Origin of the sequence: Terrimonas sp. (assembly GCF_003075435.1) — a bacterium.
Lineage (GTDB): Bacteria > Bacteroidota > Bacteroidia > Chitinophagales > Chitinophagaceae > Agriterribacter.
Map to the genome: position 1 here is coordinate 13,053 of NZ_QCZJ01000040.1, position 26,278 is coordinate 39,330.

At 39.8% G+C, this 26,278-nt stretch carries 23 protein-coding genes; 12 read left to right on the forward strand and 11 right to left on the reverse strand.

Annotated features, from left to right (window positions below; all coding sequences use genetic code 11):
• Positions 1-57: 57 nt before the first annotated feature.
• From gltX to DC498_RS24320, 5 genes are all read left to right on the forward strand, one after another.
• A complete protein-coding gene (gltX, locus tag DC498_RS24300; RefSeq protein WP_116876721.1) occupies positions 58-1,581 on the forward strand; it encodes a glutamate--tRNA ligase in 1,524 nt (507 codons plus the stop codon).
• 96 nt (positions 1,582-1,677) lie between these two features.
• Positions 1,678-2,502, forward strand: coding sequence for a universal stress protein (locus DC498_RS24305; RefSeq protein ID WP_116876722.1), 825 nt, complete (start codon positions 1,678-1,680; stop codon positions 2,500-2,502).
• A 153-nt stretch (positions 2,503-2,655) separates the two neighbouring features.
• A complete protein-coding gene (locus DC498_RS24310) occupies positions 2,656-3,951 on the forward strand; it encodes a hypothetical protein (protein WP_116876723.1) in 1,296 nt (431 codons plus the stop codon).
• Between the two features lie 274 nt (positions 3,952-4,225).
• Positions 4,226-4,738, forward strand: coding sequence for an SRPBCC domain-containing protein (locus tag DC498_RS24315; RefSeq protein WP_255415871.1), 513 nt, complete (start codon positions 4,226-4,228; stop codon positions 4,736-4,738).
• A 154-nt stretch (positions 4,739-4,892) separates the two neighbouring features.
• A complete protein-coding gene (locus tag DC498_RS24320) occupies positions 4,893-5,426 on the forward strand; it encodes an ORF6N domain-containing protein (RefSeq protein ID WP_116876725.1) in 534 nt (177 codons plus the stop codon).
• Positions 5,427-5,586: 160 nt separating this feature from the next.
• Here the strand turns inward: DC498_RS24320 and DC498_RS24325 are convergent, their stop codons facing one another.
• From DC498_RS24325 to DC498_RS24335, 3 genes are all read right to left on the reverse strand, one after another.
• The gene (locus DC498_RS24325; RefSeq protein WP_116876726.1) at positions 5,587-6,810 is read right to left on the reverse strand and encodes a DNA polymerase III subunit; all 1,224 of its coding nucleotides are present in this window, start codon (positions 6,808-6,810) and stop codon (positions 5,587-5,589) included.
• A 43-nt stretch (positions 6,811-6,853) separates the two neighbouring features.
• The gene (locus tag DC498_RS24330; RefSeq protein WP_116876727.1) at positions 6,854-8,101 is read right to left on the reverse strand and encodes an ROK family protein; all 1,248 of its coding nucleotides are present in this window, start codon (positions 8,099-8,101) and stop codon (positions 6,854-6,856) included.
• Between the two features lie 117 nt (positions 8,102-8,218).
• On the reverse strand, positions 8,219-9,313 hold the full coding sequence (locus DC498_RS24335) for an anhydro-N-acetylmuramic acid kinase (protein WP_116876728.1): 1,095 nt from the start codon (positions 9,311-9,313) through the stop codon (positions 8,219-8,221).
• Between the two features lie 93 nt (positions 9,314-9,406).
• Here DC498_RS24335 and upp point away from each other — a divergent pair, with 93 nt between their 5' ends.
• Together upp and DC498_RS24345 are read left to right on the forward strand one after the other, a co-directional pair.
• Positions 9,407-10,057, forward strand: coding sequence for a uracil phosphoribosyltransferase (upp, locus tag DC498_RS24340; RefSeq protein ID WP_116876729.1), 651 nt, complete (start codon positions 9,407-9,409; stop codon positions 10,055-10,057).
• Between the two features lie 38 nt (positions 10,058-10,095).
• Entirely contained in the window at positions 10,096-11,112 is a 1,017-nt protein-coding gene (locus tag DC498_RS24345; protein ID WP_116876742.1) for a PorP/SprF family type IX secretion system membrane protein, read from the forward strand.
• Positions 11,113-11,408: 296 nt separating this feature from the next.
• Here the strand turns inward: DC498_RS24345 and DC498_RS24350 are convergent, their stop codons facing one another.
• From DC498_RS24350 to DC498_RS24360, 3 genes are all read right to left on the reverse strand, one after another.
• The gene (locus tag DC498_RS24350) at positions 11,409-12,761 is read right to left on the reverse strand and encodes a RagB/SusD family nutrient uptake outer membrane protein (RefSeq protein WP_116876743.1); all 1,353 of its coding nucleotides are present in this window, start codon (positions 12,759-12,761) and stop codon (positions 11,409-11,411) included.
• 16 nt (positions 12,762-12,777) lie between these two features.
• Positions 12,778-15,879 (reverse strand): SusC/RagA family TonB-linked outer membrane protein, encoded by a 3,102-nt coding sequence (locus tag DC498_RS24355; protein ID WP_206197739.1) that lies wholly within the window; start codon positions 15,877-15,879, stop codon positions 12,778-12,780.
• A 139-nt stretch (positions 15,880-16,018) separates the two neighbouring features.
• Positions 16,019-16,702, reverse strand: coding sequence for a zinc metallopeptidase (locus tag DC498_RS24360; protein ID WP_116876730.1), 684 nt, complete (start codon positions 16,700-16,702; stop codon positions 16,019-16,021).
• A gap of 587 nt (positions 16,703-17,289) precedes the next feature.
• Between DC498_RS24360 and radA the strand changes: the two genes are divergently transcribed.
• The 5 genes from radA (at position 17,290) to DC498_RS24385 (ending at position 22,631) form a co-directional block, all read left to right on the forward strand.
• The gene (gene radA / locus DC498_RS24365) at positions 17,290-18,666 is read left to right on the forward strand and encodes a DNA repair protein RadA (RefSeq protein ID WP_116876731.1); all 1,377 of its coding nucleotides are present in this window, start codon (positions 17,290-17,292) and stop codon (positions 18,664-18,666) included.
• Complete coding sequence (locus DC498_RS24370) at positions 18,667-19,371, forward strand: ComF family protein (protein WP_240628091.1); 705 nt, start codon at positions 18,667-18,669, stop codon at positions 19,369-19,371. It begins immediately after the preceding gene.
• A 12-nt stretch (positions 19,372-19,383) separates the two neighbouring features.
• Positions 19,384-20,772, forward strand: coding sequence for a hypothetical protein (locus DC498_RS24375; protein WP_116876732.1), 1,389 nt, complete (start codon positions 19,384-19,386; stop codon positions 20,770-20,772).
• A gap of 52 nt (positions 20,773-20,824) precedes the next feature.
• A complete protein-coding gene (locus DC498_RS24380; RefSeq protein WP_116876733.1) occupies positions 20,825-21,337 on the forward strand; it encodes a glutathione peroxidase in 513 nt (170 codons plus the stop codon).
• 340 nt (positions 21,338-21,677) lie between these two features.
• On the forward strand, positions 21,678-22,631 hold the full coding sequence (locus DC498_RS24385) for an aldose 1-epimerase (protein ID WP_116876734.1): 954 nt from the start codon (positions 21,678-21,680) through the stop codon (positions 22,629-22,631).
• A gap of 5 nt (positions 22,632-22,636) precedes the next feature.
• Here DC498_RS24385 and DC498_RS24390 read toward each other — a convergent pair whose 3' ends face one another.
• The 5 genes from DC498_RS24390 to DC498_RS24410 form a co-directional block, all read right to left on the reverse strand.
• Positions 22,637-23,752 carry an acyltransferase family protein gene (locus tag DC498_RS24390; RefSeq protein WP_116876735.1) on the reverse strand — a complete coding sequence of 372 codons (1,116 nt, stop codon included), beginning with the start codon at positions 23,750-23,752 and terminating at the stop codon, positions 22,637-22,639.
• A gap of 407 nt (positions 23,753-24,159) precedes the next feature.
• Positions 24,160-24,531, reverse strand: a complete 372-nt coding sequence (locus DC498_RS24395; protein ID WP_116876736.1) for a VanZ family protein — start codon at positions 24,529-24,531, stop codon at positions 24,160-24,162.
• Between the two features lie 20 nt (positions 24,532-24,551).
• Positions 24,552-24,932 carry a glycine cleavage system protein GcvH gene (gene gcvH, locus DC498_RS24400; protein WP_116876737.1) on the reverse strand — a complete coding sequence of 127 codons (381 nt, stop codon included), beginning with the start codon at positions 24,930-24,932 and terminating at the stop codon, positions 24,552-24,554.
• Positions 24,933-25,027: 95 nt separating this feature from the next.
• A complete protein-coding gene (locus tag DC498_RS24405; RefSeq protein ID WP_206197740.1) occupies positions 25,028-25,723 on the reverse strand; it encodes a peptidylprolyl isomerase in 696 nt (231 codons plus the stop codon).
• 10 nt (positions 25,724-25,733) lie between these two features.
• Positions 25,734-26,087, reverse strand: a complete 354-nt coding sequence (locus DC498_RS24410) for a hypothetical protein (RefSeq protein WP_116876738.1) — start codon at positions 26,085-26,087, stop codon at positions 25,734-25,736.
• Positions 26,088-26,278: the final 191 nt, after the last annotated feature.

The following is a 26,278-nucleotide window of genomic DNA, read 5'->3' on the forward strand; positions in this document are numbered from 1 at the left end:
CTAATAATATCAGATCATCATGCTTTTTGTACTTTCGCGTTCAATTTATATTTAACCATGTCATCAAAAAAAGTACGTGTAAGATTTGCGCCCAGTCCAACAGGTGGTTTGCACCTGGGCGGTGTCAGAACGGTATTATACAATTATCTTTTTGCCAAACAACATAAAGGAGATTTTATACTTCGTATAGAAGATACTGACCAGAGCAGGTATGTGCCGGGCGCAGAGGAATATATTTTTAATTGTTTACAATGGACCGGGCTTGAGCCTGATGAAAGTGCTATACAAGGCGGGCAATACGGTCCGTATCGCCAAAGCGAAAGAAAAAGCCTGTATAAAACTTATGCTGAACAATTAATAAAAGACGGCTACGCGTATTATGCTTTTGATACTCCTGAAGAGCTGGAGAAAATGCGCAATGATTTCAAAACAGCGGTTAATCCTTCTCCGCAATACGATCATAACATAAGAAATAAAATGAGGAACTCGCTAACGCTTACTGCTGCAGAAGTACAACAACTGCTTGATGCAGGTACGCGTCATGTAATCCGCATTAAAATGCCAGCGAATGAAACCGTATCGTTTACTGATATGATCAGAGGCGATGTAAGCTTTGATACTGCTGTAGTGGATGACAAGGTGTTGCTGAAGGCAGATGGCATGCCTACTTATCACCTTGCCGTAGTAGTTGATGACTATCTTATGAAAATCACCCATGCTTTTCGTGGTGAAGAATGGCTGCCCAGTGCACCGGTGCATGTATTGCTCTGGAAATATTTATTTGGATCTGATAATATGCCTGAATGGGCACACCTGCCTTTGATACTCGGGCCAAATGGAAAGCTGAGCAAAAGAGACGGAGCAAAATATGGTTTCCCGGTTTTTGCCATGAACTGGCTTGACCCTAAAACAAATGAATTAACTGAAGGATTTAAAGAAAAAGGATTTTTACCGGAAGCATTTATCAATATGCTTGCGTTGCTGGGCTGGAATGATGGGTCGGTGCAGGAGATATTTACCAAAGAAGCATTGATTGAAAAATTCTCCATGGAAAGAGTGCATAGCGGCGGAGCGAAATTTGATTATGAAAAAGCAAAGTGGTTTAACCATGAATGGATAAAACGATTACCAGCCGCTGACCTGGCACAACAGGTAAAACCGTTTTTTGAAGCAAAGTCCATCAACATTGCAGATGAAAAACTTTTGATTAAGGTTATTGATCTTGTAAAAGAAAGATGCCACTTACTTACTGATTTTGTTGAACAGGGTTCGTTCTTTTTTACAACGCCGGAAAAGTTTGATGTTGATGCCGTTAAACCAAAATGGAATGAAGCTAAAGCGCTTTTCTTTGCAGAAGTGATCCGGAATTTTGAATTAAGTACCCTCTGGAATGCTGCTGAGCTGGAGCATAATTTTAAGGAGATGGCTGCTGCTAACCAGGTAAAGCCCGGAGAAGTATTGTTGCCGCTGCGCATTATGCTTGTAGGCGGAAAATTCGGGCCGCATGTATTTGATATTGCCGCACTGCTTGGAAAAGAGGAAACGATAAAAAGAATAAAACATTTCCTAAGATTACTTTAACAGTTATGATGATTAATTGATGTGAAATAGCCATAACGGAAGCACAAACTGTTGTATCTTCCCTATTCATTAATTTTTCATTTTAAATCTGATTTCATGAAAAAAATTCTTGCGGCAGTAGACTTTTCAGAACCATCTAAAAACGCTGCCAGGTATGCGTTGGCGTTAGCAAAAGATATACCCGGATCATCGCTCACTTTATATTATACGTATGAAGTGATGACCGCAGGCTCAGACGGAACGCCTTTACTTGTAGATACTGATGCAAGAAAAGTAATTGCTTCAGGCGCACTGAACAATCTTAAAGCAGAATTAGGTGATGCCGGAAATGTAAACATTGATATAGCCATAGAGCCAGGAAGACTTTCTTCAACATTAGTAAAATATGTTGAGCACCTGGGTATTGAACTTATAGTAATGGGTATAACAGGTACATCCCGCCTTGAGCAAATTATTATTGGCAGTAATACCCTTAGTGTTATCAGCGAAGATATCTGCCCTGTATTGATTGTGCCTGCTGATGCAACCTATAAAAAAATAAACAAGGCAGTACTTACTACCGATTTAAAAGATGTTGCATCTACAACGCCGGTAAAAGAACTGCAATCTGTGCTCAGCGATCTGAAGCCTGAGCTGAGTGTAGCGCATGTAGCTTTTGAAGTAGGAGAGATGCCGGACAGTATAAAAAAGGAAAAAGATGCTTTGCAAAAAATGCTTGAGCGGTTCAATCCGGCTTTTTTCCATATAACCGATCCTGATTTTATTGACGCCATTGATAAATTTGTTAAGGAATATAAGCCGGATATGATCATTACCGTGCCGCGTAAACATTCATTCTTCAAAAAACTATTTACGGAGAGCTATACAAAGAAGCTTGCATACAACAGCCAGTTGCCTATTCTTGCCATACATTCAAAATAGCATTACAAGTATTTCAACTTTACTTTACTGCCGGTATATATGTACCGGCAGTGTTATTTACATTCCATTCGTTCATTAACCCGGTTCATACACATTGGGGTTTGAAGCAGCATCGCATTCATTCAATTTTGCGGCGCATTAAACTTCATAATAATGAACAGGCATACTTTTTTTATCATCGTAAGAATGGTGGCGGCAATACTATTATATACAATCGCTGCAACATCATGCAAAAAATCAATCTTTAATACGCCCCCTGTTACAATACCACAAACAGAAGGAACAGTAACCCCTATAGGTATTGAACAGGGTGCTGCAACAACAGCAATAATTGGCGTTGAAGGCGGCACCTTGCAATCAGCAGACGGGAAATTAAAAATAACCGTGCCCGCAGGCGCGATAGAAGAAAGCAAAACATTCAGCATTCAACCCGTCAGCAATACCAATATTGCGGGTTTTGGCCAGGCTTTCCGCCTGCTGCCACATGGCAATCATTTTTCCAAACCGATCAGCATTTCGTTTGTATATAACACCTCTGATCTTGAGGGAACCATACCTGAAGCAATCGGGATTGCTTACCAGGATGACAAGGGTGTATGGCAAGGCAGCGCAGGAGTTATGGATACAGCAGCCGGCACATTGTCGTTCAGCACTACACATTTCAGTGACTGGAGTCTTTTTAAATCGCTGGAATTATTTCCAGGCTCCGGCTCTGTAAACCTTAATGAATCGCTTGATATGCATGTTGTGAATTATTTATCAGACGATGATTTATTGCCACTGCCCGGTGATACACCTAAACCAATAGCTTCCGGGAAAAACATAACTGCTAAATATATACGTGAATGGAAAGTTGGTGGCGGCGGTTTAATTAACCCTTCGGGCAGCACAGCAATATATACAGCTCCGTCAACCATGCCTGCAAAAAATCCTGTTGCCGTTTCTGTTGTGCTCAATGGCCCGGGAGCAACACAGTATATGCTTGTCTCTAATATTTATATCGGCCCGGAAGGCATCAGTTTCAGAATTGACAACGGGCCATGGCTGCAATGCCCGGTGCCCTTAGGTGCTGTTTTAGTGCAGGATATTGATAATATAGATGGCGCTGTTTCTTCGGGTAATAACGGGCAGGTTGATGCCGCTGTGAGCTTAAAGTGGACCGGCTATCCTTCTACCGGAACGAATATTGCATGGGGAGAAAAATTTCCGTGGTTTTTGTATGCGCCACCGGGCAACACGGCTTACCAGCACTATATGATAGCAGGAAATAAAGTAGTGCCCAGCCCGGGTGGTATTGTATTCAGTAAGTATTCAACCATAGCAGGGCGCTACGTGATGGGCAGCTTTTATATGGAAAAAGCCGGCAAGCGAACCATCACCGGCACAAGCATTACCTGGACGCCGGTAAAAATTGAAGGTTTTTTTAAAGTAAAAAGAAGTACACTATAAAATTTTGCCGAGGCAATAAACTGATACGGGACAAGGGGAATTCGCCTATGTAAAAACTACGCTTCACCAGAGTGGTGGGGCGTTTTTATTTTAGCCGCCTGTATTATATCAGGCAAAACACTTGAGATTTGTAACAATAAATAATACCATCTGGTCGCTGGTTCTGCTGTTTAGCTGGTAATATTTTATTAATCACCGGTATGAAGTTTGAAGTATCAGATTTACTAACTTTAAAAATAAAAACCTGGCACAAACATCACAAAATATAAAATTTATCCGGGCAAATGCAGATGTTATTTACCGCGCATTTTGTAATGCAAAAGCACTTGAAAGCTGGCTGGTGCCGGATAATATGACGGGAAAAATTCATCAATTCGACTGGCGCGAAGGGGGAGGTTATCAAATGTCGCTTTTTTATCATGGTCACATCAACCATGAGGGAAAAACCACGAATATTGAAGATCGATTTATAACAAAGCTGCTCACGCTTAAACCTGCGGAAGAAATAGTAATGTCAGTACGTTTTGATTCTGACCATCCTCAATTTAAAGGAGACATGATCCTGAAAATATACTTTGTATCTAAAGCCGGGGGCACTGAAGTCCGTTTTTATTTTGAGCATATTCCTGTTGGCATCAGACCTGAAGACAATGAAACAGGTACACAACAATCTTTAGAAAAATTAGCCTTATATGTAGAGCAGGGCAAGATAAGCATGTGTGACAATAATGATGAGATTAATGAACAGGACTCGGACGGATCCGCCAATGCTTTTCAATGGAAATAAAATAAAGATATTCCCCTTAAAAACATATAGAAGCTATCACTTATAAAAAAAGTTAAAGAGATAGTTTTTTCAGAATTGCTAATTTTTTTAGTTTTAAACTAAGAATAAATTGTACTTTAGTGGATGGCTTTGATGAGCCGGAAAACGGAGTGCTATGCAACAATTACAAATTATTCACAACAGGATATATGATATCCGCGGGCAAAAGGCAATGCTGGACCTTGACCTTGCTATGCTATATGAAATTGAAACCAAATACCTGAAACGTGCGGTTAGACAGAATGCTAAAAGGTTCCCGGCTGATTTCATGTTTGAGCTCACGAAGGAAGAATTTGAAAATTTGAGGTGCAGATTAAGCACCTCAAACCAGCGTGGGGGCAACAGGTATTTGCCATTTGCTTTTACCGAGCAGGGCATTGCCATGCTCAGCAGTGTGTTGCACTCTGATAAAGCCATTCATATGAATATTGCTATTATGAGAGCATTTGTGGAAGTACGCAGGCTTACTTTGGATTATACAAACCTGTCAGATCAGGTTAAAGCATTAAAAAATCTTGTGAATCTTCATAATGAACAACTGGCGCAGATACTTACTGCAATGGAAGGCTTCACTGAACAGAAAGAAAGCGAAAAGAAATGGGAAGACAGGGAAATGATCGGGTTCCGGCTAAGAAAGGCAGGAGGATAGGGTTCAATTCAAAAAATTTGAAAATGAGGAGAGTACCTGAGATGCAGGCATTTCCCGCCTGTGGTTACGACCTGAGTACCACTGTTATGTAAAACTTGAAATGTGTGCGTTCGTTTCACTTCTCACGAAAGTATAAAGACTTGATTTATTTGGCTTACCACTACTTTATTTCCACTGCTTCTTTTAAGCTGATGATATGATATAGTTTTATGGTAAGCGCATGAAAAAGCATTTTAGCATGTGCATTCCGCTCTATATAATACACTGCTTTATCAAGTTCTTCAATAATCAATTGATGCTGGGATAAGGAAGCTGTTTTGTTCAGTCTTTCTGCAAAATCTTTTTCCGCACCAGGCAATTGATTACCCAGTTGCGGCATAACCTGCAGGCGTATGCTCAGCTCCAGCAAATGATTAAAATATCTTAAAAATTGTTTTTGTTTTTCTCTTCCCTGCCTGCTGATCTCTTCAATCCATTTTACCTGTGCTACCGGGCCGGTTTTCACAATAGCGTTTAGCCATTCCCTCAGCATGCTTTGCCAGTCTTCGCCGGTATGTTGCACCAGTTGTAACGCTTCGCGGTAATTACCTTCGCTTACCAGCGATATCTGCCTTGCCTGTTCCGGCGATACTGATGCCCGCTCCTGTAATGCTTCCTGAATTTCTGACGACTGCAGGGCAGGTATTTTAACCAGTTGCGTGCGGGATAATATAGTAGGTAAAATAAGGCTTTCGTTTTCTGCCACCAGTAAAAACAAGGTATTAGGCGGCGGCTCTTCTATAAGCTTAAGCAATTTATTCCCTTCGTTACCTAAATATTCAGGAAGCCACATCAACAGTATTTTAAAGTTGCTTTCAAAGCTCTTTAAGTTCAGTTTCCTGATAATATCTGTACATTCATAAGCCGTAATATTGCCCTGCTTATTTTCAGCACCTATAAACTGCAGCCAATCATAGGCATTTCCATAAGGATAAAGCTTCACAAATTCTCTCCATTCTGATATATAGTCTGTGCTGACGGGCTTATCACCGGGTTTCCTTGGAATAACAGGATAGGAAAAATGTATATCAGGATGAACCATTCCTGCAACCTTGGAATACGCGGTTTGCTTTTGTATCCATGCATCAGCCTCTCTCCAGCTTGAATGCTGCTCTTTGGCATTTGCAGGCAAAGGCGCTTCGCCAAACAAGGAAGGAGCGTCATTTTCGGAATTATTTTCAGGGGAGAATAAGCTTACATAGTTGGCAAATGCAATAGCCAGCGGCAATGCACCTGAACCTTCTTTGCCTAATAATAATAATGCGTGACTAAGCCGGTTTTGATCAACCAACTGTACCAGGTGGTCCTTTACCTCATCCTGTGCTATAATATCTTTAAATAACATGAGGCGCTAAAATAAATCAATCCGGTGGATTGTAGAGCGGATATCAGGAAATGCCTTTAAAACTAATGGTTCGCGATTTTACGTTATCTTTTTTAGCGGGCTTTTTTATAACTTCTCCATATTTTTCCATAACAAGCGCGGCGCTGCCTATAAGTTCCGCCTCATATCCCAATGCGGAGAGTGCTATCTCGGTATTAACCGACAAACGTGGAATGCAGTGTTCATTTAATGCCTGCTGAATAGGTGCCTGCCATATCTTTCCTGCCAGGGCTCCTCTCCCACTTAATACCACAATACCGGGATTAAGTAAATGTATCAATATGGCAATACCCCTGCCTATATTATACCCTGCTTCTGATAATAACTCAATAGCAAAGCGGTCACCCTTACCGGCAGAATTAATAATAGCTTCTGCGTCCCTTTCAAGATGCTCTTCTTTACCGGAGATCAATTGCTTCAATGCCGTAACCCGGCCGGCCTGTATACCGGCTTTTGCTTTCTCAACAATTACAAAAAGAGAGGTTTCTGTTTCAAGGCATCCGCTTTTACCGCAACTGCATAACTTGCCATTGTTAAATAGCGGGATGTGACTGAATTCACCTGCAAAGCCATTTTCACCTCTGAATAATTCACCGTCCATTATCATGCCCAGCCCAACCCCCCAGCCAATATTTATTACCATCGCGTTTTTGCGGTTGCGCGCTGCACCAAATCTCAGTTCTGCCAATGCTACTATGCTGGAGTCATTTTCAATAAACGCGGGTACGCCTGTCTTTTTAAAAATATGTTCAGTAATACTTTCTCCGCTTGTTTGTAAAAAGGTGTAGTTAGCACCTTCCTGCACATTAACAAAACCGGGCATTCCGATACCTATGCCTGCAATTTTATTTTTGCTGATGCCTGATTGCGTAATCACTTCTTCAATGCGGTTTGTTAAAACATGTAAAGCATCCGGGTTATCTGCCAGCCGCAATTCAAATTTTTCAACCTTGTTGATGTAATTATTGCGCATATCCATAATGGCTATGCGGGTAAAAAACTGGTCCATTGCAATGGCTACAGTATAAAATATATCTGTTTTAAGGGTATACATCAGCGGGCGCCTGCCTCCACTGGATGGCGCATAGCCAGTTTCTACTACAATGCCTTCACTTATCAGCTCATTCAGCATTTTGGTTGTAAGCGAAAGGCTTTTTTCTATTTTAATACTCAGTTCTGCACAGGAGAGCAGGTTTGAAAAATAGAGCTGCTTGATTATTTTTTTTTTGTAGGATAAACTTTTGCCGGCCATTTATTAAGTTATGAATTAATAATATGTTTTGCCATTTACAGGAAAGTTACCACAAGTTTAATAATAAAAAACGAAGGGGTTAATCAAAATAAATAGGGCACAATCAGTTTTATCTTATTACGCCTCGGCGCCCATCCATACAGCACCATTAACAGAATTTCGTGCAGCACCTGTTACTGAAGCCATAACATTATTTTCTTCTCTCCACCTTAAAACACCAATTAATGCCATTACTAATGCTTCTTTATATAAAACTACATTTTGCTCAGGCACTGTTACAGTAATATTCACCGCAGACAAACTGCTTTGTAATCTTTCCATCAGAAAAGCATTCAATGCACCGCCGCCGGTGGCAAGTAATTTTTTTTCGGCAGACCCGCCATCTGATATTTTCTCAACAGCATCTTTTATCTGTACCACAATATGTTCAACATATGTTGCCAGCAAATCTTCTGTAGTATATCCTGAACTTTCCAGGAGAGGATAAACGATATCCGTGCCAAAACTGTTGGCTAAAGATTTAGGATAAGCCTGCGCGTAATAACCCAGCGCGTTTAATTTTTGCAGCAGGTCAGTTTTAACTGTGCCGGAGCTGGCTATATCGCCGTTACTGTCATAATCTTTCCCAACTTTTTCTGCGAGCATATTCAAAACCCTGTTTGCCGGGCATATATCAAACGAGATATATTCACTATGCCGCATTGAAGAAATATTAGCAATGCCCCCGATATTCAAACAATAATTGTATTCCGCAAACAATAGTTTATCACCAACCGGCACTATCGGCGCGCCCTGCCCACCAAAGGCAACATCAAGCGCACGCAGGTTGCTCACAACCGGAATTCCCGTTTCCGCGGCTATTGCGGCTCCATTTCCCAATTGTGCGGTCATTTTTTTTGAGGGGACATGAAAAGTAGTATGCCCATGCGAAGCAATTAACTGTACCTTATAATGCAATTGATATTTGCTAATAAATTCATTTACCAAAGCGCCGGTATAATGCCCATACGCTGCATCTAATAATAAGTAATCCAGCGCGTTAAGCTCAATCGAAGATTGCAATTTGTTTTTCCACTCCCGGGTATATGCATAACAATCAGCGTGTACTATATCAAAGCTCCATTTTCCTGCGTTTTCATGCAAATGGACGAAGGCAATATCCAGTCCGTCTAATGAACTGCCGCTCATAAGGCCAATAGCTCTGTAAATCATTAAAGAAATTTTAGATTATAGATAACAGCGTTTAGATTTGTTGGGTAAAACTATTGATTTACATTGAACTATTAGAAACCAAACTGCTGTTTCATGGTCATCAATCTTAGCGCAGAGCATTCATTAATGAGCAACTGGGTTGCCGAGCTCAGGCATACTGAAATCCAGCTTGACAGGATGCGCTTCAGGCGTAACCTGGAAAGAATAGGAGAAGTAATTGCATATGAAATGAGCAAGCATATGGAGTGGGAAGAAAAGGAAGTACCTACACCATTAGGTGTTTCGGTTTGTAAAATGCTGAAACATCAACCGGTGCTGGCTACCATACTTCGTGCAGGCGTTCCTTTGCACCAGGGTTTGCTGAATTATTTTGACAAAGCGGATAACGCGTTTATTTCGGCATACCGGAAACATCACCGCGATGGGTCGTTCGAAATAAATATTGAATATGTTTCCTGCCCGGATCTTAATGAAAGAATAGTGATCATTTCAGATCCGATGCTGGCAACCGGAGCCTCGCTGGTAAAAACCATACAGTTTTTAAAAGCGGAGGGAAACCCCAGGGAAATCCATATTGTATCGGCTATTGCCTGCACCATTGGTATTGAGCTGGTAAAAAGAGAAGAGCCGGGCGTCAATATATGGTGTGGCGCTATTGACGATGAGCTGACGGCAAAAGGTTATATAGTGCCAGGCCTGGGAGATGCAGGAGATCTTGCATTTGGGCCTAAGATGCAGTCTTAACAAAAAGAATTCGTAACTTGAAAAACAATAAAACCCGGATGAAAAAGCTCGTTGTTTTGGTAGTAGCGCTGACTGCTTATGTGCATGGGTTTGCACAGGATCCGCATTTTTCTCAGTTCTTTGCTTCACCCTTAACTTTAAACCCTGCATATACGGGTAAGTTCGATGGCACTTTTCGTGCAGCCGGCAATTATCGCAACCAATGGCCTACCATTAATAACGCATTTACCACAGCAACCGCTTCTGTTGATTTTGGTATATTACAAAAAAGGATTCCTGAGTTTGATACATGGGGTGTAGGTATTATGGGACTGAATGACCAGAGTGGAAATAAGATACTGAACAACAATTTTATTTCTTTATCAACTGCCTATCATAAGGCATTAGATGAAAACGGATACCATACCATTACCGTTGGATTCCAGGGTACTTATGCCAATAAGCGGCTGGATGTTTCTAAGGCCACATTTGAAGATATGCTGCAGGCTGATGGTTTTACCGGTACTACTCAGGAAGATTTTGCAAATAATACAAGCAATATCAATCTTAATTATTTTGATGTAAATGCCGGGTTGTTATATTCAGGAAGCACAGATGGTTACAATAACTTTTATCTTGGTGTTTCTACATATCACATCAACCGTCCTAAAGAATCATTTACCGGGGGCAATTATATTCTTAATCCACGTCTTACCGTGCATGGCGGTGGTTATGTGCCTGTAGGAAGAATTACAACGCTGCATGCCAGCTTTATTCACCAGCGCCAGGCCGGGGCAACAGAAACGGTTGCCGGTGCAGCGCTTTCATTTAAGCTGAATGATGATGAGGATACAGAAACGGCGCTTTATACAGGTTTATGGTATCGTTTTAAAGATGCGTTTATTCCTTATGTGGGAATTGAGTTTGCAGGCTTAAGGCTGGGGTATAGTTATGATGTAAATAATTCTTCACTCAATACAGCATCCAACAGCAGGGGTGGCAATGAAATTTCCCTTATTTATATAAGAAAGGCCAGCGATCCGAACAGGAAGAAATTGGGATGTCCGAAGTTTTAGATATATAGATACAAAAACGAAGACGTAGCTGTTTGAAAAGTTCAATACAGATTTCAGGGTTTACGAGCTTTGCTACTTCATCAGCATATGATTGACAATGAGATTATACTTTTGGTGCAGACGATGTGTTGCAGCCAGGACAAATGAACAATAAGCTTATTACCAGGTTTGGTTATGATGGCAAAAAATAAATAAACGTTTTATTTTATCATGTTGTGAAGAACCCGGCGCAGAAGGATAAAAAGATAAAGCACTTTCTTTTTTGGAAAGTGCTTTATCTTTTTCTATATCATTGCTTATCCTCCGTAACCCGGATTTTGTTTTAGATTCGGATTAGCATTCATTTCACGCAGAGGAATTGGGAAAACCAGCTTGTTATCATTAAATGGAAAAGCATCTATTGTTTTCTTCAGTCTTTTTGCGTCCTGTATCGCTTGCCCTTCATGTGCGAGTTCAAGTTTTCTTTCTTTCAAAATAAAACTCAGATCAATGTCTCCGGCTATAGTTGTAAGACCAACTCTGCTGCGGACCGTAGAAACATCGCTTAACACAGTTGCGCCTTCAGCACTTGCCAGCCTGAAATTACATTCAGCGCGGGTAAGATATAACTCTGCCAGGCGCATAATAGACAGGTTTTTGTAACGCTGTTTCCATTTTCCGCTGCGCACAGCACCTGCACCTGTATAAAACAGGTCTAATCTTTCATCACCGGCTTCATACAGATTAAGGTGCTTCTGATTTATTTCTACATCCCCGTCTCTGGCTCCATCTGCACCTGTGGACCAAAACAAGTGCATATCGTTTGCTCCATCCTGTGAGTTAACAGCAATAATAAATATGTCTTCTTTTGTCATCGATTCATTATTGAATGCATCGGCATAATTACTATTCAGGGATTTTGAGCCATCAGCATCATCGAACGCGGTATTTACTGCAGTAAGCGCTTCAGGATATTTTTCCATCTGAAGATATGCACGCGATAAAAAGCCTGCGGCTGCAATGTTTGTAGCGAAAACATCATTTTCGTCAGGCAGGAGACTTTCAGCGGTTGATAAATCTTCAATAATCTTAGCATATACCTCTTCAACAGTATTCCTGGATACATAACTTTCTTCATTAATGCCTGTTGTGGGTGTCAACACCAAAGGCACTCCACTTTCTGCCTCAGTAGTATTTCCGTGGCTGTAGGGTTTAGCATAAAAAGTTATAAGATTAAAATAGGTAATGCCTCTTATAAAAAGAGCCTCACCCATAACCCTGTCTCTGTCATCCTCGTTTACCTTATCAATAGCGGCTATAATATTGTTGCATATATTAATAGTGCTGTATGCCTCGGTCCAGGTATCTCTCACATAACTATTATTGGTCAGTATTGTTTTATTAAATATTTCCCGGGGTTGATTATAAGTTCCAACCCAGGAAATTTCTCCATCGGCAGCCTGTAATTCACTATATAAAAGAAACTCTCCGCCTAATAAATATCCTGAGCTCAATGCATCATAAGCTCCGGTTAATGCTTTTTTAATATTAGCATCATTAGTAAATACAACCTCATCTGATATAGTTTGGCGGGGCTCCAGATCTAATTGCTTGTTGCAGGAAGAAAATAACAGCCCGGCTGCACAGCACAATATGATTAATTTTTTCATTGCTTCAGTTTTAGAATTAAAGTCCAAGGTTAATACCGAAAGAAATAGTTTTAATTTGGGGAGCAGAATAAAAATCACCACCCTGGTTGCGGTTACCTGAACGGTAATCACTGTTTACTTCAGGATCCCATCCGCTATAGTTTGTGAACGTAAACAGGTTTTGCCCTGACACAAATATTCTCGCGCTCCTTAGTTTTGCAGCCTTCATAATACTGGCCGGCAAATTATACGACAGTGTTAATGTCTTCAGTCGCAGATAGCTTCCATCTTCAATGTAGCGGCTCGATGCAGCGATACCATTTGATGGATTTCCTAACCATGCTAACCTGGCCTGCGGCACATCAGTAATATCACCCGGGTTTTGCCATCTTCTTAACTGGTCTTTGGTTTGGTTGTCGAACCAGTCACCATTTGCAGACATAAAGCCTCCTGCACCATTCATAATCTTGTTCCCATATACTCCCTGGAATAAAACAAGCAGCTCAATGCCTTTAAAAGAAACATTGGTATTGAAACCATAAAAGAATTTGGGATTAGGGTTACCAACAACAAAGTTGCCGGCATCATTATAATCATTGGTTGTTGTTTTGCCATCAGCAAGATAATATAATGCATCCCCGTTATCGGGATCAACACCTGCGTATTTAGGTCCATAAAATATACCGATAGGCTGACCGACGATAAGAGAGTTTAAATAACGCCCATCATTTCCCGGCAATGTGTCTGTATCGCCATCCAACCTGGTAATCTTGTTCTGGTTCCAGGATATATTACCTCCTGCAGACCATTTGAAATCACGCCCGTCAATGATATTGGCGTTCAATACCAGCTCCACACCCTTGTTTTCCATGGAACCTACATTCTGGTATTGCGTAGTGAATCCTGAGGTGCCGGGTACGGGTACATTATATAAGAGGTTAGAGGTTTTACGAATATAATAGTCTAACTCACCGGTAATCCTGTTATTAAGAAATCCGAAGTCTAATCCAATATCAGTTTGTTTAGATTGCTCCCATTTAAGTTCAGGATTAGGAAGCTGAGAAGGCACCAACCCGGAAAGGAGATTGTATTTGGAGGCTGTCCACAAGCCCAGTTGTGGGAAATCGCCAATACCATCGGCTGTACCGGTAAAGCCATAGCTTGCCCTGAGCTTAAGAAAACTCAGGAAGTCTGATCCTGACAGAAAAGATTCGTTACTGATGATCCAGCCTGCAGATATTGCCGGGAAAAATCCATAACGGGAATCTTTACCAAACCTTGATGATCCATCAATTCTTCCACTCAGGTTCAGGATATATTTATCGTTGAACTTGTAGTTGATACGCGAAAAATAAGAAACAAAAGAATAATTGGTTTGTGTAGACGATCCTCCCGTTATTTGTCCTGCACTTGCTAATTTGTTTAAGTCATCCACAGGAAATCCTTCTCCTTCAACATAAGCATCATCTGTTGTAACCTTTTGAAAAGACGTGCCCAGTACAACATCCAGGTCGTGACGATCAGAAAAGGTATTGTGATAGTTAAAGTAATTGTTTGTATTCAGGTTAACAGTTCTCAGCCATTCGCTTATGCCATATCCTCCCGTTGTACCACCACCAGTATACGTTTTGGTGCCGTAGTATGCATTTCTTTCCTGGTTAAATATATCAAGCCCCAGTTCAGACCTGAAAGAGAAATTGCGGGTAAAACTAAGTTGCCCATAAATATTTGAAAGATTTCTAAACCCGGTAGCAATATTTTTAGTTCCTTCAAAATCGAGCAATGGGTTATAATATGTGGTGATGGGTCTGTCATTCAGTTCTCCGTTTTCATCTCTTACCGGTGTAATCGGAGCCAGGGCCACAATCTGCATCGGTGTAGTAAATGCATTATCAGCAGCAACTCTTCTACCCTTTGTACGGGCTACGCTTAAATTAGCTCCAAACTTAAAAAGCTTTGATACCTCGTGATCAACATTAAGCCTTCCTGAAATACGCTGGAATGTATTACCTATTAATATACCATCCTGGTCGGTATAGCTGCCGCTGAAGTAAAATTTCGTTTTATCAGTACCGCCGGAAGCTGTTACATCAGCAGTAGTAGTATTTGCTTTATCATTAAAAGCAAGCTTTTCCCAGTTTGTATTGGTTGAAAGTGTTTTCCAGTTATCGTTATAGCCAGAATACCTGTTAAACCGGCCTTCTACCACACCAACATTATAATCTATTACATCCTGTTCGCTTACAAATCCATCAGCAATGGCAGCAGCGTTATTTCTGTTCCAGTAATACTTAGCATCGTTTGTAGCAGCTTCGGTAAAGAACTCCACATACTCAGCAGCATTTAAAAATCCTCTCAGGTGAGTAGGTTTATTAAATCCATGCTGCAGGTTCACATCCAGCTTTGTTCTGCCGGCCTTCCCTTTTTTGGTAGTGATAAGAACTACGCCATTGGCAGCCCGGGAGCCATAAATAGCAGCTGCTGAAGCATCTTTTAATATTTCAAACGATTCAACATCGTTGAAATTAATGTCTGCCGTTGTATTTCCTCCTACCGTTGAGGTATTCATAGGAATTCCATCAATAACATACAGCGGCTCATTGGTAGCTGTTATTGAACCTGATCCGCGGATACGTAATTTAATGCCGCCTCCCACTCTTCCGCTTTCACTTTCTACAAATACACCTGCCGCACGGCCTTGTATAGCCTGCGTAAAGTTTGGAACAGGTACATTTTTAATTTCCTCGCCCCTTACCTTAGCAATATTTCCGGTAAGGTCTTTTCTTATCCTGCTACCAAAACCTACGACCACCACCTCGCTGAGAGATTGTGAAGACCCTTCTTCTAATTGGATATTAGAAAAATCGGAAGTTATTGGCAACTCCACAGTCTTATAACCCACGTAGGTGATAATTAATTTTGTAGCTGCAGGAAGGGCTTTGAATTCAAAGGTGCCATCAGTATTTGTTACTGTAGCAACATCAGACTTATCAGATTTAATTGTGGCTCCTGCGATGGGGCTTCCGTCTTTTGCATCGGAGATTTTCCCTTTTATTAATTTAGTTTGCGCCACACTAACCTGTAGCAGAATGCAAATAGCCATGCCCGTAAGCATGGCAAGCTTAAACCATTTTCTCATGTTGTTTTGGTTTTATTAAAAATAATTTAATAAATCAAATATAAGCCAAATGAACAATTAAAAATAGGGTGTCAAACATAAAAAAAGGCCACTTATAGCGACCTTTTGTTTTAAAACGTTGAATTGTATAAAAAAATAACTAATTTCTTTTATTTCCCATATATATTAAAACATACTGGGCAAGTGTTACGATTGATGCTACTGCCGCTACAACATAAGTCATTGCCGCCCATTTAAGTGCATCTTTAGCCATAGGAAATTCCTGCGCATTGGTAACATTGGTATGCTGCAACCAGGCTAATGCCCTGTTACTGGCATCAAACTCTACAGGAAGAGTTATAACTGAGAATATGGTAGTCAGTGCAAAAAGAACGATCCCTACCAGTAGCAGGGTCGGAAACACTTTTATCAATATAATCCCACCAATCAATACCCATTGCACCAGCATGGAGCTGTATTGTACGAATGGCACCAATTTGCTCCTGAGCATCAACCACTTATATGAAGTGGCATGCTGAACGGCATGCCCGCATTCGTGAGCGGCTACAGCAGCAGCGGCTACAGAGACCCCATTGTAAACATCCGGGCTCAGGTTTACAGTCTTGTTTAAAGGATTATAGTGGTCTGTTAAAAAGCCATCTGAAGCGGTTACAGCCACGTCATAAATACCATTTTCTTTAAGCATCTTTTCAGCTACCTGTTTTCCGGTTAAGCCGCTCATTAACCCCACTTTGCTATACCTGGCAAACTTGCCCCTCAACTGCATGCTGACCAGCATACTTATACCTACAAAAATTAAAGAAACCAACCATATTGATCCCATATTAAATTATTTTTTTGAGTATGTATACATCAAAGCTATTACCATTTTTATAAAATGGCGATTGAAAAGCCGATTTGTCATAAATTGGTTTTTTTAAGAAAAAAATCTGACAAAATGACGAATTTTAAAAATTGTTCTCAAAATTTTTCAAGTCACAATAATTTGATTTTCAGCTAATTAAATGTGTTGATACGCTTAAAGAGGAAGTATAAAAGTTATTCACAGGGAGCAAAATTAATTTTGTTATGTTTGAGCAATTTGTAATTTAGTGCAAGAATTTAATGGGTTAGTAAGTACTAAAGGGTCAGCGAAAGTTGACCCTTTAACTTTTTAAAGAACGAAATTTTGGATCATCGTCTTCAATAATTCTTTTGCAAACCAATTTTCAATTTCAGTTTATTACTTCAGGCAATTTTTTGTTGATAACATGTGATTGAGCGATGAATACCGATTGATTTTTTTTGCGATGATATTTTTTATACAAACTGATGCATTAATCATTCCAAAAAAATATATCGGGCTGTTAACAATCCAAACTGTTCATCATTACATCTTACAATTACAATTACTCGCTTATCTTTAATCCCATGAGCAAAATTAAAACCGCATTTTTTTGTAGCAACTGTGGTTATGAATCTACCAAGTGGACAGGTAAATGTCCATCATGCAATGAGTGGAATACTTTTGTAGAAGAGTTGATTGAAAAACCTTCAGCTAAAAACAACAGAAAAGAATGGGCGGCATACAACAATAACGAGCTTAATGGTAAAACGGTTGCATTACATGAAGTATCGGCCGGAGAAGAAAAAAGAATAATTACATCTGATGCGGAGTTAAACAGAGTGTTAGGAAATGGTATTGTTGCCGGGAGCATTACATTGATTGCAGGAGAGCCGGGCATTGGTAAATCTACGTTGTTTCTTCAAAACGGTTTATTGTTAAAGAATATTATCACATTATATATAAGTGGGGAAGAAAGCGAACAACAGATAAAAATGCGTGCAGACCGGTTGAATATAAAGAATGAAAACTTTTATTTACTTACCGAAACTTCTACGCAGGTTATTTTCCAGGAAATAAAAAAGCTGAAGCCTCAACTGGTAATTGTAGACTCCATTCAAACTTTGCATTCCCCTTTTATTGAATCTTCTGCAGGAAGCGTTTCACAAATAAGAGAGAGCGCCGCCGAGTTTCAACGCTTTGCTAAGGAAACCAATACACCTGTGTTTTTAATAGGCCATATTACCAAGGAAGGAAATATTGCCGGTCCAAAAATTCTTGAGCATATGGTTGATACTGTTCTTCAGTTTGAGGGCGACCAGCATTATGCTTACAGGATATTGCGAACAATAAAAAACAGGTTTGGCTCTACGTCAGAGCTGGGGATATATGAAATGACAGGAACCGGTATGCGCACTGTTTCTAATCCTTCTGAAATACTTATTACACAAAAAGAAGAGCAACTCAGTGGTATAAGTATTGCTGCCACGCTTGAAGGATTACGGCCTTTATTAATAGAAGTGCAGGCATTGGTTACGCAATCAGTATATGGTACACCGCAACGCACAAGCAGCGGATTTGATTTACGAAGGTTACAATTATTATTAGCAGTACTTGAAAAAAGAGGAGGATTTCATTTTGGAATGAAGGATGTATTTGTCAATATAGCCGGCGGATTAAAAGTAGAAGATCCATCTATTGACCTTGCTATGGTAAGTGCATTGCTGAGCTCGTATGAAGACATACCTCTTCCCCAGCATATAGCTTTTGCAGGCGAGGTTGGACTAAGTGGGGAGATAAGAGCCGTAAACCGTATTGAGCAGCGCATTGCCGAAGCAGAGAAACTGGGATTTGAAAAAATCGTCATCAGCAAATACAATCAAAAGGGTTTGGGTAAGCAGCATTTTAATATTGAATTGGTTACTATGAGTAAAGTAGAAGATTTATATAAATATCTATTTTAATTGACCTTGTTTAAAACAATAGTAAATAGCGTCAGTCATCTTTTGTTTCCACATCTCTGTAATGGTTGTGGCTCCGATCTTTTAGATGATAAGCATTTACTGTGCACTAAATGCTATGATCATCTTTACAAAACCAATTTTGAATTGCTGCCTGATAATACGGTTGAAAAAACACTTTGGGGCAGATTAGCCTGTTCAGCCGCAACCAGTCAATATTACTTTTCTAAAGGCTCGGTATTACAGCACCTGGTACACCAGTTTAAATACAAATCAAATAAAGATATAGCCGTATACCTTGGTAAGTGCATGGGTGAAACATTGCGTGGGGCAAATCGTTTTAATGCAATTGATGCCATTATACCATTGCCTCTTTTCCCGGATAAACAGAGAAAAAGGGGATATAACCAGGCGGCATTACTATGCGAAGGCATCGCCTCCGTTATGCAGATACCCGTTATATACAATGTAGTTCATCGCATTCGTTATACAGAAACGCAAACCCATAAAACACGCATGGAAAGATGGCAGAATGTGGAAGGCGTATTTATTACAAAGGAGCAAAGCATTGTGCAAAACAAAAACCTTTTACTGGTAGATGATGTAATTACCACCGGCGCTACCATTGAAGCATGCGGTAATGCAATACTGGAGGATATACCGGGAGTGAAACTGAATATTGCAGCACTTGCCTATGCAAATGCCTGATAATAATAAGAGATGAAATCTTTTATAAAATATATACTAATAATAAGCCTGGCTTGTACGCTGTTTGCATGCAAAAAAAATACTTTTATAACTGACAAGGCAGCTTCCATTACTTTAGGAGCCGACACCCTGTTTTTTGATACTGTATTTACTTCTGTGGGATCCATTACCCAATACTTTACCATCACCAATCCCAATGATCAAAAATTGAAATTAGATGCGGTGAGGCTGATAGGTGGCGCTAACTCTGCATTTAAAATTAATATTGATGGTGTTGCTGCTACCCAATCGGATAATATAGAAATTGATGCCGGGGACAGCTTATATGTTTTTGTAGCCGTTACCATTGACCCTTCCGCAGGAAATTTACCTTTTATAGTACAGGATAGTATTCTTGTAAGTTATAATGGAAATGAAAAATATGTACAGTTGCAGGCTTACGGGCAAAACGCACATTTTTTAAGAAGTAAGATCATAGGAACCACTACAATATGGAAAAATGATTTGCCATATGTAATATCAGGAGGCGTTTTAATTGAAGAAGGAACTACACTTATTATTGAAAAAGGTTGCCGCATTTATATGCACGCAGATGCACCTTTTATTGTAGATGGAACACTGGTTGTTAATGGTACTAAAACAGATAGTGTAATTTTTAGGGGCGACAGGCTTGATGAAGGATACCGTGATCTGCCGGCATCCTGGCCCGGAATATACTTTACAGCAACCAGCAGGAATAATACTATAAGATATGGCATCATTACCAATGCCTACCAGGGAATTATTGTTAACGGGCCTTCTGTAAACGCTTCGCCCAAGCTTAATTTGGATAAGTGCATTATTGATAATATTTATGATACTGGTATAATGGCTGTTTCTTCAAACATCACAGCAGTAAATTGCCTGATAAGCAATTGTGGACTGAATGTTGCTTTAACCGGGGGAGGCGTATATAATTTTACCTACTGCACCATTGCCAGCTACGGCAATAATTACATTGAGCATAAAATGCCGGTAACATATATCAACAATTTTGATGTGGATGAAAATACTTACCCCCTGAATGCCGTTTTCCGTAATTGTATATTGTGGGGTGATGGCGGAAGCGTGGAAAATGAAGTGCTGAGCGAGAAAAAGGGCTCCGGGATATATGATGTTTTGCTTGAAAATGTATTATATAAATCAAAGGACCTGGCTTCCGCTATTCAATTGGTAAACAGTATAGCGAACCAGGACCCGCTTTTTGACAGCATAAATACAAGTCGCCGTTACTTTGATTTTCATGTTGGCAAAAAGCCATCACCTGCTTTAGATGCCGCGATACAGGTATCAGAAAATGGCGACCTTGACGGTAATATGCGTTCAACAAACCCGGATATAGGCTGTTATGAAAAACAATAATGAGAATCGTGAATTTTGCACCAAATTTGTATTACAATAAAAAACAACAATTATGATACGTTTATTATTAGTAGCTATCAGTTTAGCCTTCATCACTTCTATATATGATTTTAAAGTGGAGAGCCTGGAAGGAAGCAAAATTGACCTGGCAGATTATAAAGGAAAAAAAATGCTTATTGTAAATACTGCATCCAAATGCGGGTTTACTCCCCAGTATAAAGAGCTGGAAACGCTGTATAAAACATATAAAGACAAGTTGGTTGTTATAGGTTTTCCTGCAAATAATTTCAGAGGACAGGAACCCGGAACCAATACAGAAATCAAAGAATTCTGTCAGAAGAATTACGGTGTTACATTCCCGATGTCAGCTAAGGTTTCAGTAAAGGGCGACGACATTGATCCGTTATTTAAGTACCTGAGTGATGAAGCTGAACACCTGGGCGCAAAAGATCCGATCAAGTGGAATTTTACAAAATTCCTGGTTGATGAAAATGGAAAATTAATCGCTGTTTTTCCAAGTAAGGTTAATCCTATGAGCGAGGAAATAACAAAGTACCTGAACTGATATCTGAATACTTATAGCCACGAATGCAAGAATATTTTTAAAAAATGCTTTTGGATCGTGTGTGCTCTACAACCATTAAGAAATCAAGGGAATTAAGGATACCGAATAAATGGCCTTAATCTTTCTTAACTCCTTAATGGTTGTAATTCTATCAAATTGCCTACATAAGGCACATGAATTTGCGGCTTATATATCCCCTAACCAATCCTTGGTGTTTATGCATACCTGGTGGTTTATCCCTTTTATGAAACGAGGATGGACAATCCGGGTAAAAATTGCGCAACCGTTTGATCCGCTTTTTGCAAGCTACATATCATAATTTGCTGTAGAAATAGCCGATATGTTTTGCCTTAAAGAAGAAAACAAAAATGGATTTGATACCATTGCTTTAACTGATAACAGTACTGATACATCAGTTGAGATAATACCCACCTGCGGCGCTATGCTGCATGCATTTATTACAAAGAGCAATAGCGGCGTTATAAATATTATAGACAGCTACACAAATAAAGCAGCATTTGATGCCGAAGCAGAATCAAAAGGTTATAAGGGGTTAAAGCTTTCACCATTCCCCTGCAGAATTCAAAATGCATCTTACATTTTTAACAACAAGCAATACAGCTTCAGTAAAAACCTTACAAAGGGATCTGCTATACATGGCTTACTGTATAAAAAACCATTTGCTGTTTCTTCAAAATATGCAGATGAGCATGAAGCTCGCATTACGTTATTTTATCAATACCCTGGTGATGATGCAGGCTATCCATTTACATACAACTGTGAAGTAACCTATTGCCTGAAAAAAAACAGGAACCTTACTGTAACAACAACTATCACAAATAACGGGAAATCCGCTTTACCCATAGCAGATGGCTGGCATCCTTATTTTACCTTCCATAAAAAAGTTGATGAACTTGAATTGCAGTTTAATTCAACAAGCATGCTTGAGTTTGCCAATCTTATTCCAACAGGTAATACTATTGAGACAAAAGCATTTTTAAAAGCTGTTATTATTGGGAATAAGGAAATTGACAATTCTTTTGTGCTTGACTTCTCTCTGCCTCAACCTATGTGCATATTACGAGATGCTGTATCAGGGTGGCAGTTAGAAATATCTCCCGAAAGGTCATATCCCTATCTTCAGATTTATATACCTCCGCACAGAAACAGCATAGCTATTGAAAACCTTAGTGCGCCGCCTGATGCTTTTAATAATAAAACAGGTTTGATTGAACTAATGCCGGGTGTAAATACTGCCTTTGTTACTACTTATTGTTTACGCAAAGTTGATTAAACCGCTTATACCCGTATATATATTTTCTTTTTATCCATCCAATAACCAACAAGCCAACAGGTAAGCATAAAGCAAGTGGCAAAAAGCAATGAACCCCATGGACCAGGCAATAATTTCTGAAATATGGTATTATTAATTCCATGATAAAGAGATGTTTGGGCATCAGTTTTTATGGTATACAGTACAATAACCAGTATCTCCGACAGCAAATAAATGAACAAGGGATTTTTGCCAAATACCTGGAAAAAATATGTGCCTTTGGTGTATCCTTTAATTTCAATTGCAAAAATCAATATTCCTATTATTATTAAATCCAGCCCGGTTGTGTATAGCACAAAAGGGCTTGTCCACAGCTTTTTACTGATAGGAAAAACAAAGTCCCAGAAATAGGCTACCGTAAGAAAAGCAAACCCGGTTATCAGCAGCTTGGTTACAGCTTCATAGGTTTTGCCCTTCTGCTGAATAAAGATGCCTGCATAGTAGCCAACAATTACGTTAACAATAGCAGGTACAGTACTTAATAATCCTTCAGGGTCAAATGCTACACCTTCACCATGATAAAGATGACTTTCGCCAAACAACAGCAGATCCAGCTTTTGTCCTGCATTTCCGGTCATGCTGTAATCGCCTCCAACATACAGCACGATCCAGTAGCCAATCAAAAATATAATACTGAGCAGCCAGACTGCCTTCCGTGAAAGAAAATGTATCATGAGAGAAGCGGCACAATAAGCCAGCGCAATCCGTTGTAAAACACCCAGAATGCGGGTGTCCTTTATAGGGAAGAATTCATATCCTCCGCTCTTCCCTTCCCTGAAGAAAGGAAACCAGTACATGAGGTAGCCGAGCAGAAATATAATAGCAGTTCTTTTAAATATCTTGCCCAATACATTGCCTGTGCCCAGCTGCCTGTACTTAGGCATCGAAAAGCTCATGGCGTTTCCCACCACAAATAAAAAGGTAGGAAATACCAGATCTGTGGGAGTAAAGCCAAACCAGTCTGCATGCAAAAGCGGTGAAAAGGGCAGGGCGCCGCTGCCTGGCGTGTTTACAATAATCATAAAGCAGATGGTCGTTCCCCGCAATACGTCAAGCGCCAGAAAGCGTTCAGTTTTGGTCATAAAAAAAGAATTAACAGGTAACTAATTTAAGCCAGTTTTTAAACCAGGGCAAAACACTTTTAAAAAGCGGGATTTACAGGGTAACAAAAGCAATTTGGGAGGATTATTATTGCAGAACAAGACGCTGATCAAAAAATTTGATAATTTTTTTACAAATCATTAAGAGTGTATTTGGAGATTTTGCCTGAAATTTGTAAAACCAAGTTGGTATTGTAATTGCAATTAAATTTTGTATATTACGTTAATAAACCAACCAGTTCTTTAGAAAACATTAACAAAATAGCGTTAAACTTTTTACCGGGTTGTGCGTCTTAATATAAAGAGATTTAAAACAGTCAATTTTCTCATAAGCAGTTAGTTTTGGTTGCGGCCTCTATTTCTATAGAGGCCAATTTTTTTGTGTATAGTCAACCTTTTCGCCTTACTGCCAATAACCACCCTATAGCGGAGCCCACAATATCAGCTATAATATCTCCCAGCTCAAATGCACGATTAATTACAAAGTACTTCTGAACATACTCCATTGCTATACCATACAGGGATGATAAGAGGAATATGAGAAAAAAAAGCCACGGGAGGCTGGAAAATTTTCCTCCTTTTTTATAATATATGCACCACAGCCATACCTGCACTCCGAACAAAAATGCGTGAATAATTTTATCCAGAGATGGCACTTCGGGACCTTCCGGTAATTCTCTTCCGGGGATAACTAATAATATAAAAATAGCCATTGACCATATCAGTGCCGGCCAAATTGAGCTAAGCCATTTTGCTTTCATCTTATTTGCAGGCAGGTATATTAGCTTCCTACCTGGGCGGCGTATGCATCTGAAGTCAGGAGATTTTCTATATCAGCAGGATTGTCCACTTTCACTTTGATCATCCACCCTTCACCATAAGGGTCGCTGTTTACCAGTTCAGGTTGATTATTTAACTCGGGATTTACTTCTGTTATAGTGCCTGTAACCGGCAGGAACAGGTCACTTACTGTTTTAACAGCTTCTACTGTTCCAAATACAGCTTCAGCGCCAAGATGCTGTCCTGCAGTTTCAATTTCTACATATACAATGTCGCCCAGTTCGCTTTGAGCAAATTCAGTAATGCCGATTGTAGCGATATCACCTTCAAGGCGTACCCATTCATGATCTTTGGTATAACGTAATTCTTTGGGGAAATCCATGATGCAGATTTTAGGCTGCAAAGATTATGAAAAGACTGATACAACTATCAAAAAAATACAATTGTACCCACTATCTTTTTATAAGCTTTAGTTTTTTAATATGTATATATATCCTGTAAAGGCCGGTTTCCAAGCTCCCTGCTAACCGGCGTAGCTGCTATACTGTCTACTATTTCCAGTCCCTTTATAACTTCCCCAAAAACAGTATAGCTGCCATCCAGGTGCGGTGTACCGCCAATGGTAGTATAAACTGCCCTTCTTTCCGGGGGGATTATTTTGCCTTTTAGACGAAACTGTTGTAGTGAATCCAATCCTTTCTCACTAAAAATCATTCCCTGAACAATATAGAAGTGGGCAGCGCTGCTCGCCTTCTGTGGGTTTTTATCATCTCCCTCTCTTGCCGCTGCTATAACACCCTTTTTGTGAAATAAAGCAGCATTAAATTCTGCCGGTATGGTATACTCCAGATCACCTTCACCCAGTTTAATACCTGCAGCAGCATTTTTGCTTTGGGGATCACCGGCCTGTATCATAAAATGCTGAATTACCCTGTGAAACAAAATGCCGTCATAATAGTGCTGTTTTGCCAGCCTTAAAAAGTTATTGCGATGCAAAGGCGTACTATCGGATAAACGTATGTAGATAGTGCCTTTGTCTGTAATCATCTCAACATCTTTGGTTAGATCTTTTTTCCTTACCCCATCGGCAATTTTGGGATTACAGCCAATAAATGAAATAACCGTAACCAAACAAATCCATGGTATATATCCGGGCTTTTTCAGGAGCAGCATGTAGCACTGTTTAATCAAGAAAATTATTATTCGTAAAATAAAGCAGCACATGATCCTTCATAAAATTTTCCTGCTCAATCAAATTCATTACAGGTAATGGTTTTAGCTGATTAAAATGCGGCCAGCCATCCTCATCCACTCTTTCTAATTCATAATATCCGCTCTGCGCAAATAAACTGCAAACAGCCACATGCATCAGGTCCTGTTTTTGCTCTTTGGTGAATTTTGAGCGGATATCTCCAAATTCCTGGATTCCTACCAGGAACAAAATCGTTTCCATATCAGGCTTTTTACCAAAGCGCTCCACCAGTTTTGCTTCCAGACTCCACCAGCGGGTTTGCAGATCACTATCTATATTATTCATTTTGCAAAAATACGGGTAACTGGGTATTAGCTATCAGCGGTCAGGTATCAGCGGTCAGCTATCGGTGTCATGTCCTGAAAAAAGTAGACACTATTACTACTATTACCCTTTTTCTTTTTTTTGTTACTTTTTTTCTTTTTACAATCCACATTTTAATTGTGGATTATTATAAACTTATTTGATTTACAGCT

Bases quoted from the DNA above. Each gene is read 5' to 3' on its own strand.
- DC498_RS24395 (WP_116876736.1), bottom strand. From the start codon at position 24,531: ATGAAAGCAAAATGGCTTAGCTCAATTTGGCCGGCACTGATATGGTCA.
- DC498_RS24350 (WP_116876743.1), bottom strand. From the start codon at position 12,761: ATGAAAAAATTAATCATATTGTGCTGTGCAGCCGGGCTGTTATTTTCT.
- upp (WP_116876729.1), top strand. From the start codon at position 9,407: ATGGTCATCAATCTTAGCGCAGAGCATTCATTAATGAGCAACTGGGTT.
- DC498_RS24405 (WP_206197740.1), bottom strand. From the start codon at position 25,723: ATGCTGCTCCTGAAAAAGCCCGGATATATACCATGGATTTGTTTGGTT.
- DC498_RS24310 (WP_116876723.1), top strand. From the start codon at position 2,656: ATGAACAGGCATACTTTTTTTATCATCGTAAGAATGGTGGCGGCAATA.
- DC498_RS24410 (WP_116876738.1), bottom strand. From the start codon at position 26,087: ATGAATAATATAGATAGTGATCTGCAAACCCGCTGGTGGAGTCTGGAA.
- DC498_RS24380 (WP_116876733.1), top strand. From the start codon at position 20,825: ATGATACGTTTATTATTAGTAGCTATCAGTTTAGCCTTCATCACTTCT.
- DC498_RS24355 (WP_206197739.1), bottom strand. From the start codon at position 15,879: ATGAGAAAATGGTTTAAGCTTGCCATGCTTACGGGCATGGCTATTTGC.
- DC498_RS24330 (WP_116876727.1), bottom strand. From the start codon at position 8,101: ATGGCCGGCAAAAGTTTATCCTACAAAAAAAAAATAATCAAGCAGCTC.
- gcvH (WP_116876737.1), bottom strand. From the start codon at position 24,932: ATGGATTTCCCCAAAGAATTACGTTATACCAAAGATCATGAATGGGTA.
- DC498_RS24320 (WP_116876725.1), top strand. From the start codon at position 4,893: ATGCAACAATTACAAATTATTCACAACAGGATATATGATATCCGCGGG.
- DC498_RS24335 (WP_116876728.1), bottom strand. From the start codon at position 9,313: ATGATTTACAGAGCTATTGGCCTTATGAGCGGCAGTTCATTAGACGGA.
- DC498_RS24305 (WP_116876722.1), top strand. From the start codon at position 1,678: ATGAAAAAAATTCTTGCGGCAGTAGACTTTTCAGAACCATCTAAAAAC.
- DC498_RS24360 (WP_116876730.1), bottom strand. From the start codon at position 16,702: ATGGGATCAATATGGTTGGTTTCTTTAATTTTTGTAGGTATAAGTATG.
- DC498_RS24325 (WP_116876726.1), bottom strand. From the start codon at position 6,810: ATGTTATTTAAAGATATTATAGCACAGGATGAGGTAAAGGACCACCTG.
- DC498_RS24385 (WP_116876734.1), top strand. From the start codon at position 21,678: ATGTTTTGCCTTAAAGAAGAAAACAAAAATGGATTTGATACCATTGCT.
- DC498_RS24345 (WP_116876742.1), top strand. From the start codon at position 10,096: ATGAAAAAGCTCGTTGTTTTGGTAGTAGCGCTGACTGCTTATGTGCAT.
- DC498_RS24390 (WP_116876735.1), bottom strand. From the start codon at position 23,752: ATGACCAAAACTGAACGCTTTCTGGCGCTTGACGTATTGCGGGGAACG.
- gltX (WP_116876721.1), top strand. From the start codon at position 58: ATGTCATCAAAAAAAGTACGTGTAAGATTTGCGCCCAGTCCAACAGGT.
- DC498_RS24375 (WP_116876732.1), top strand. From the start codon at position 19,384: ATGAAATCTTTTATAAAATATATACTAATAATAAGCCTGGCTTGTACG.
- radA (WP_116876731.1), top strand. From the start codon at position 17,290: ATGAGCAAAATTAAAACCGCATTTTTTTGTAGCAACTGTGGTTATGAA.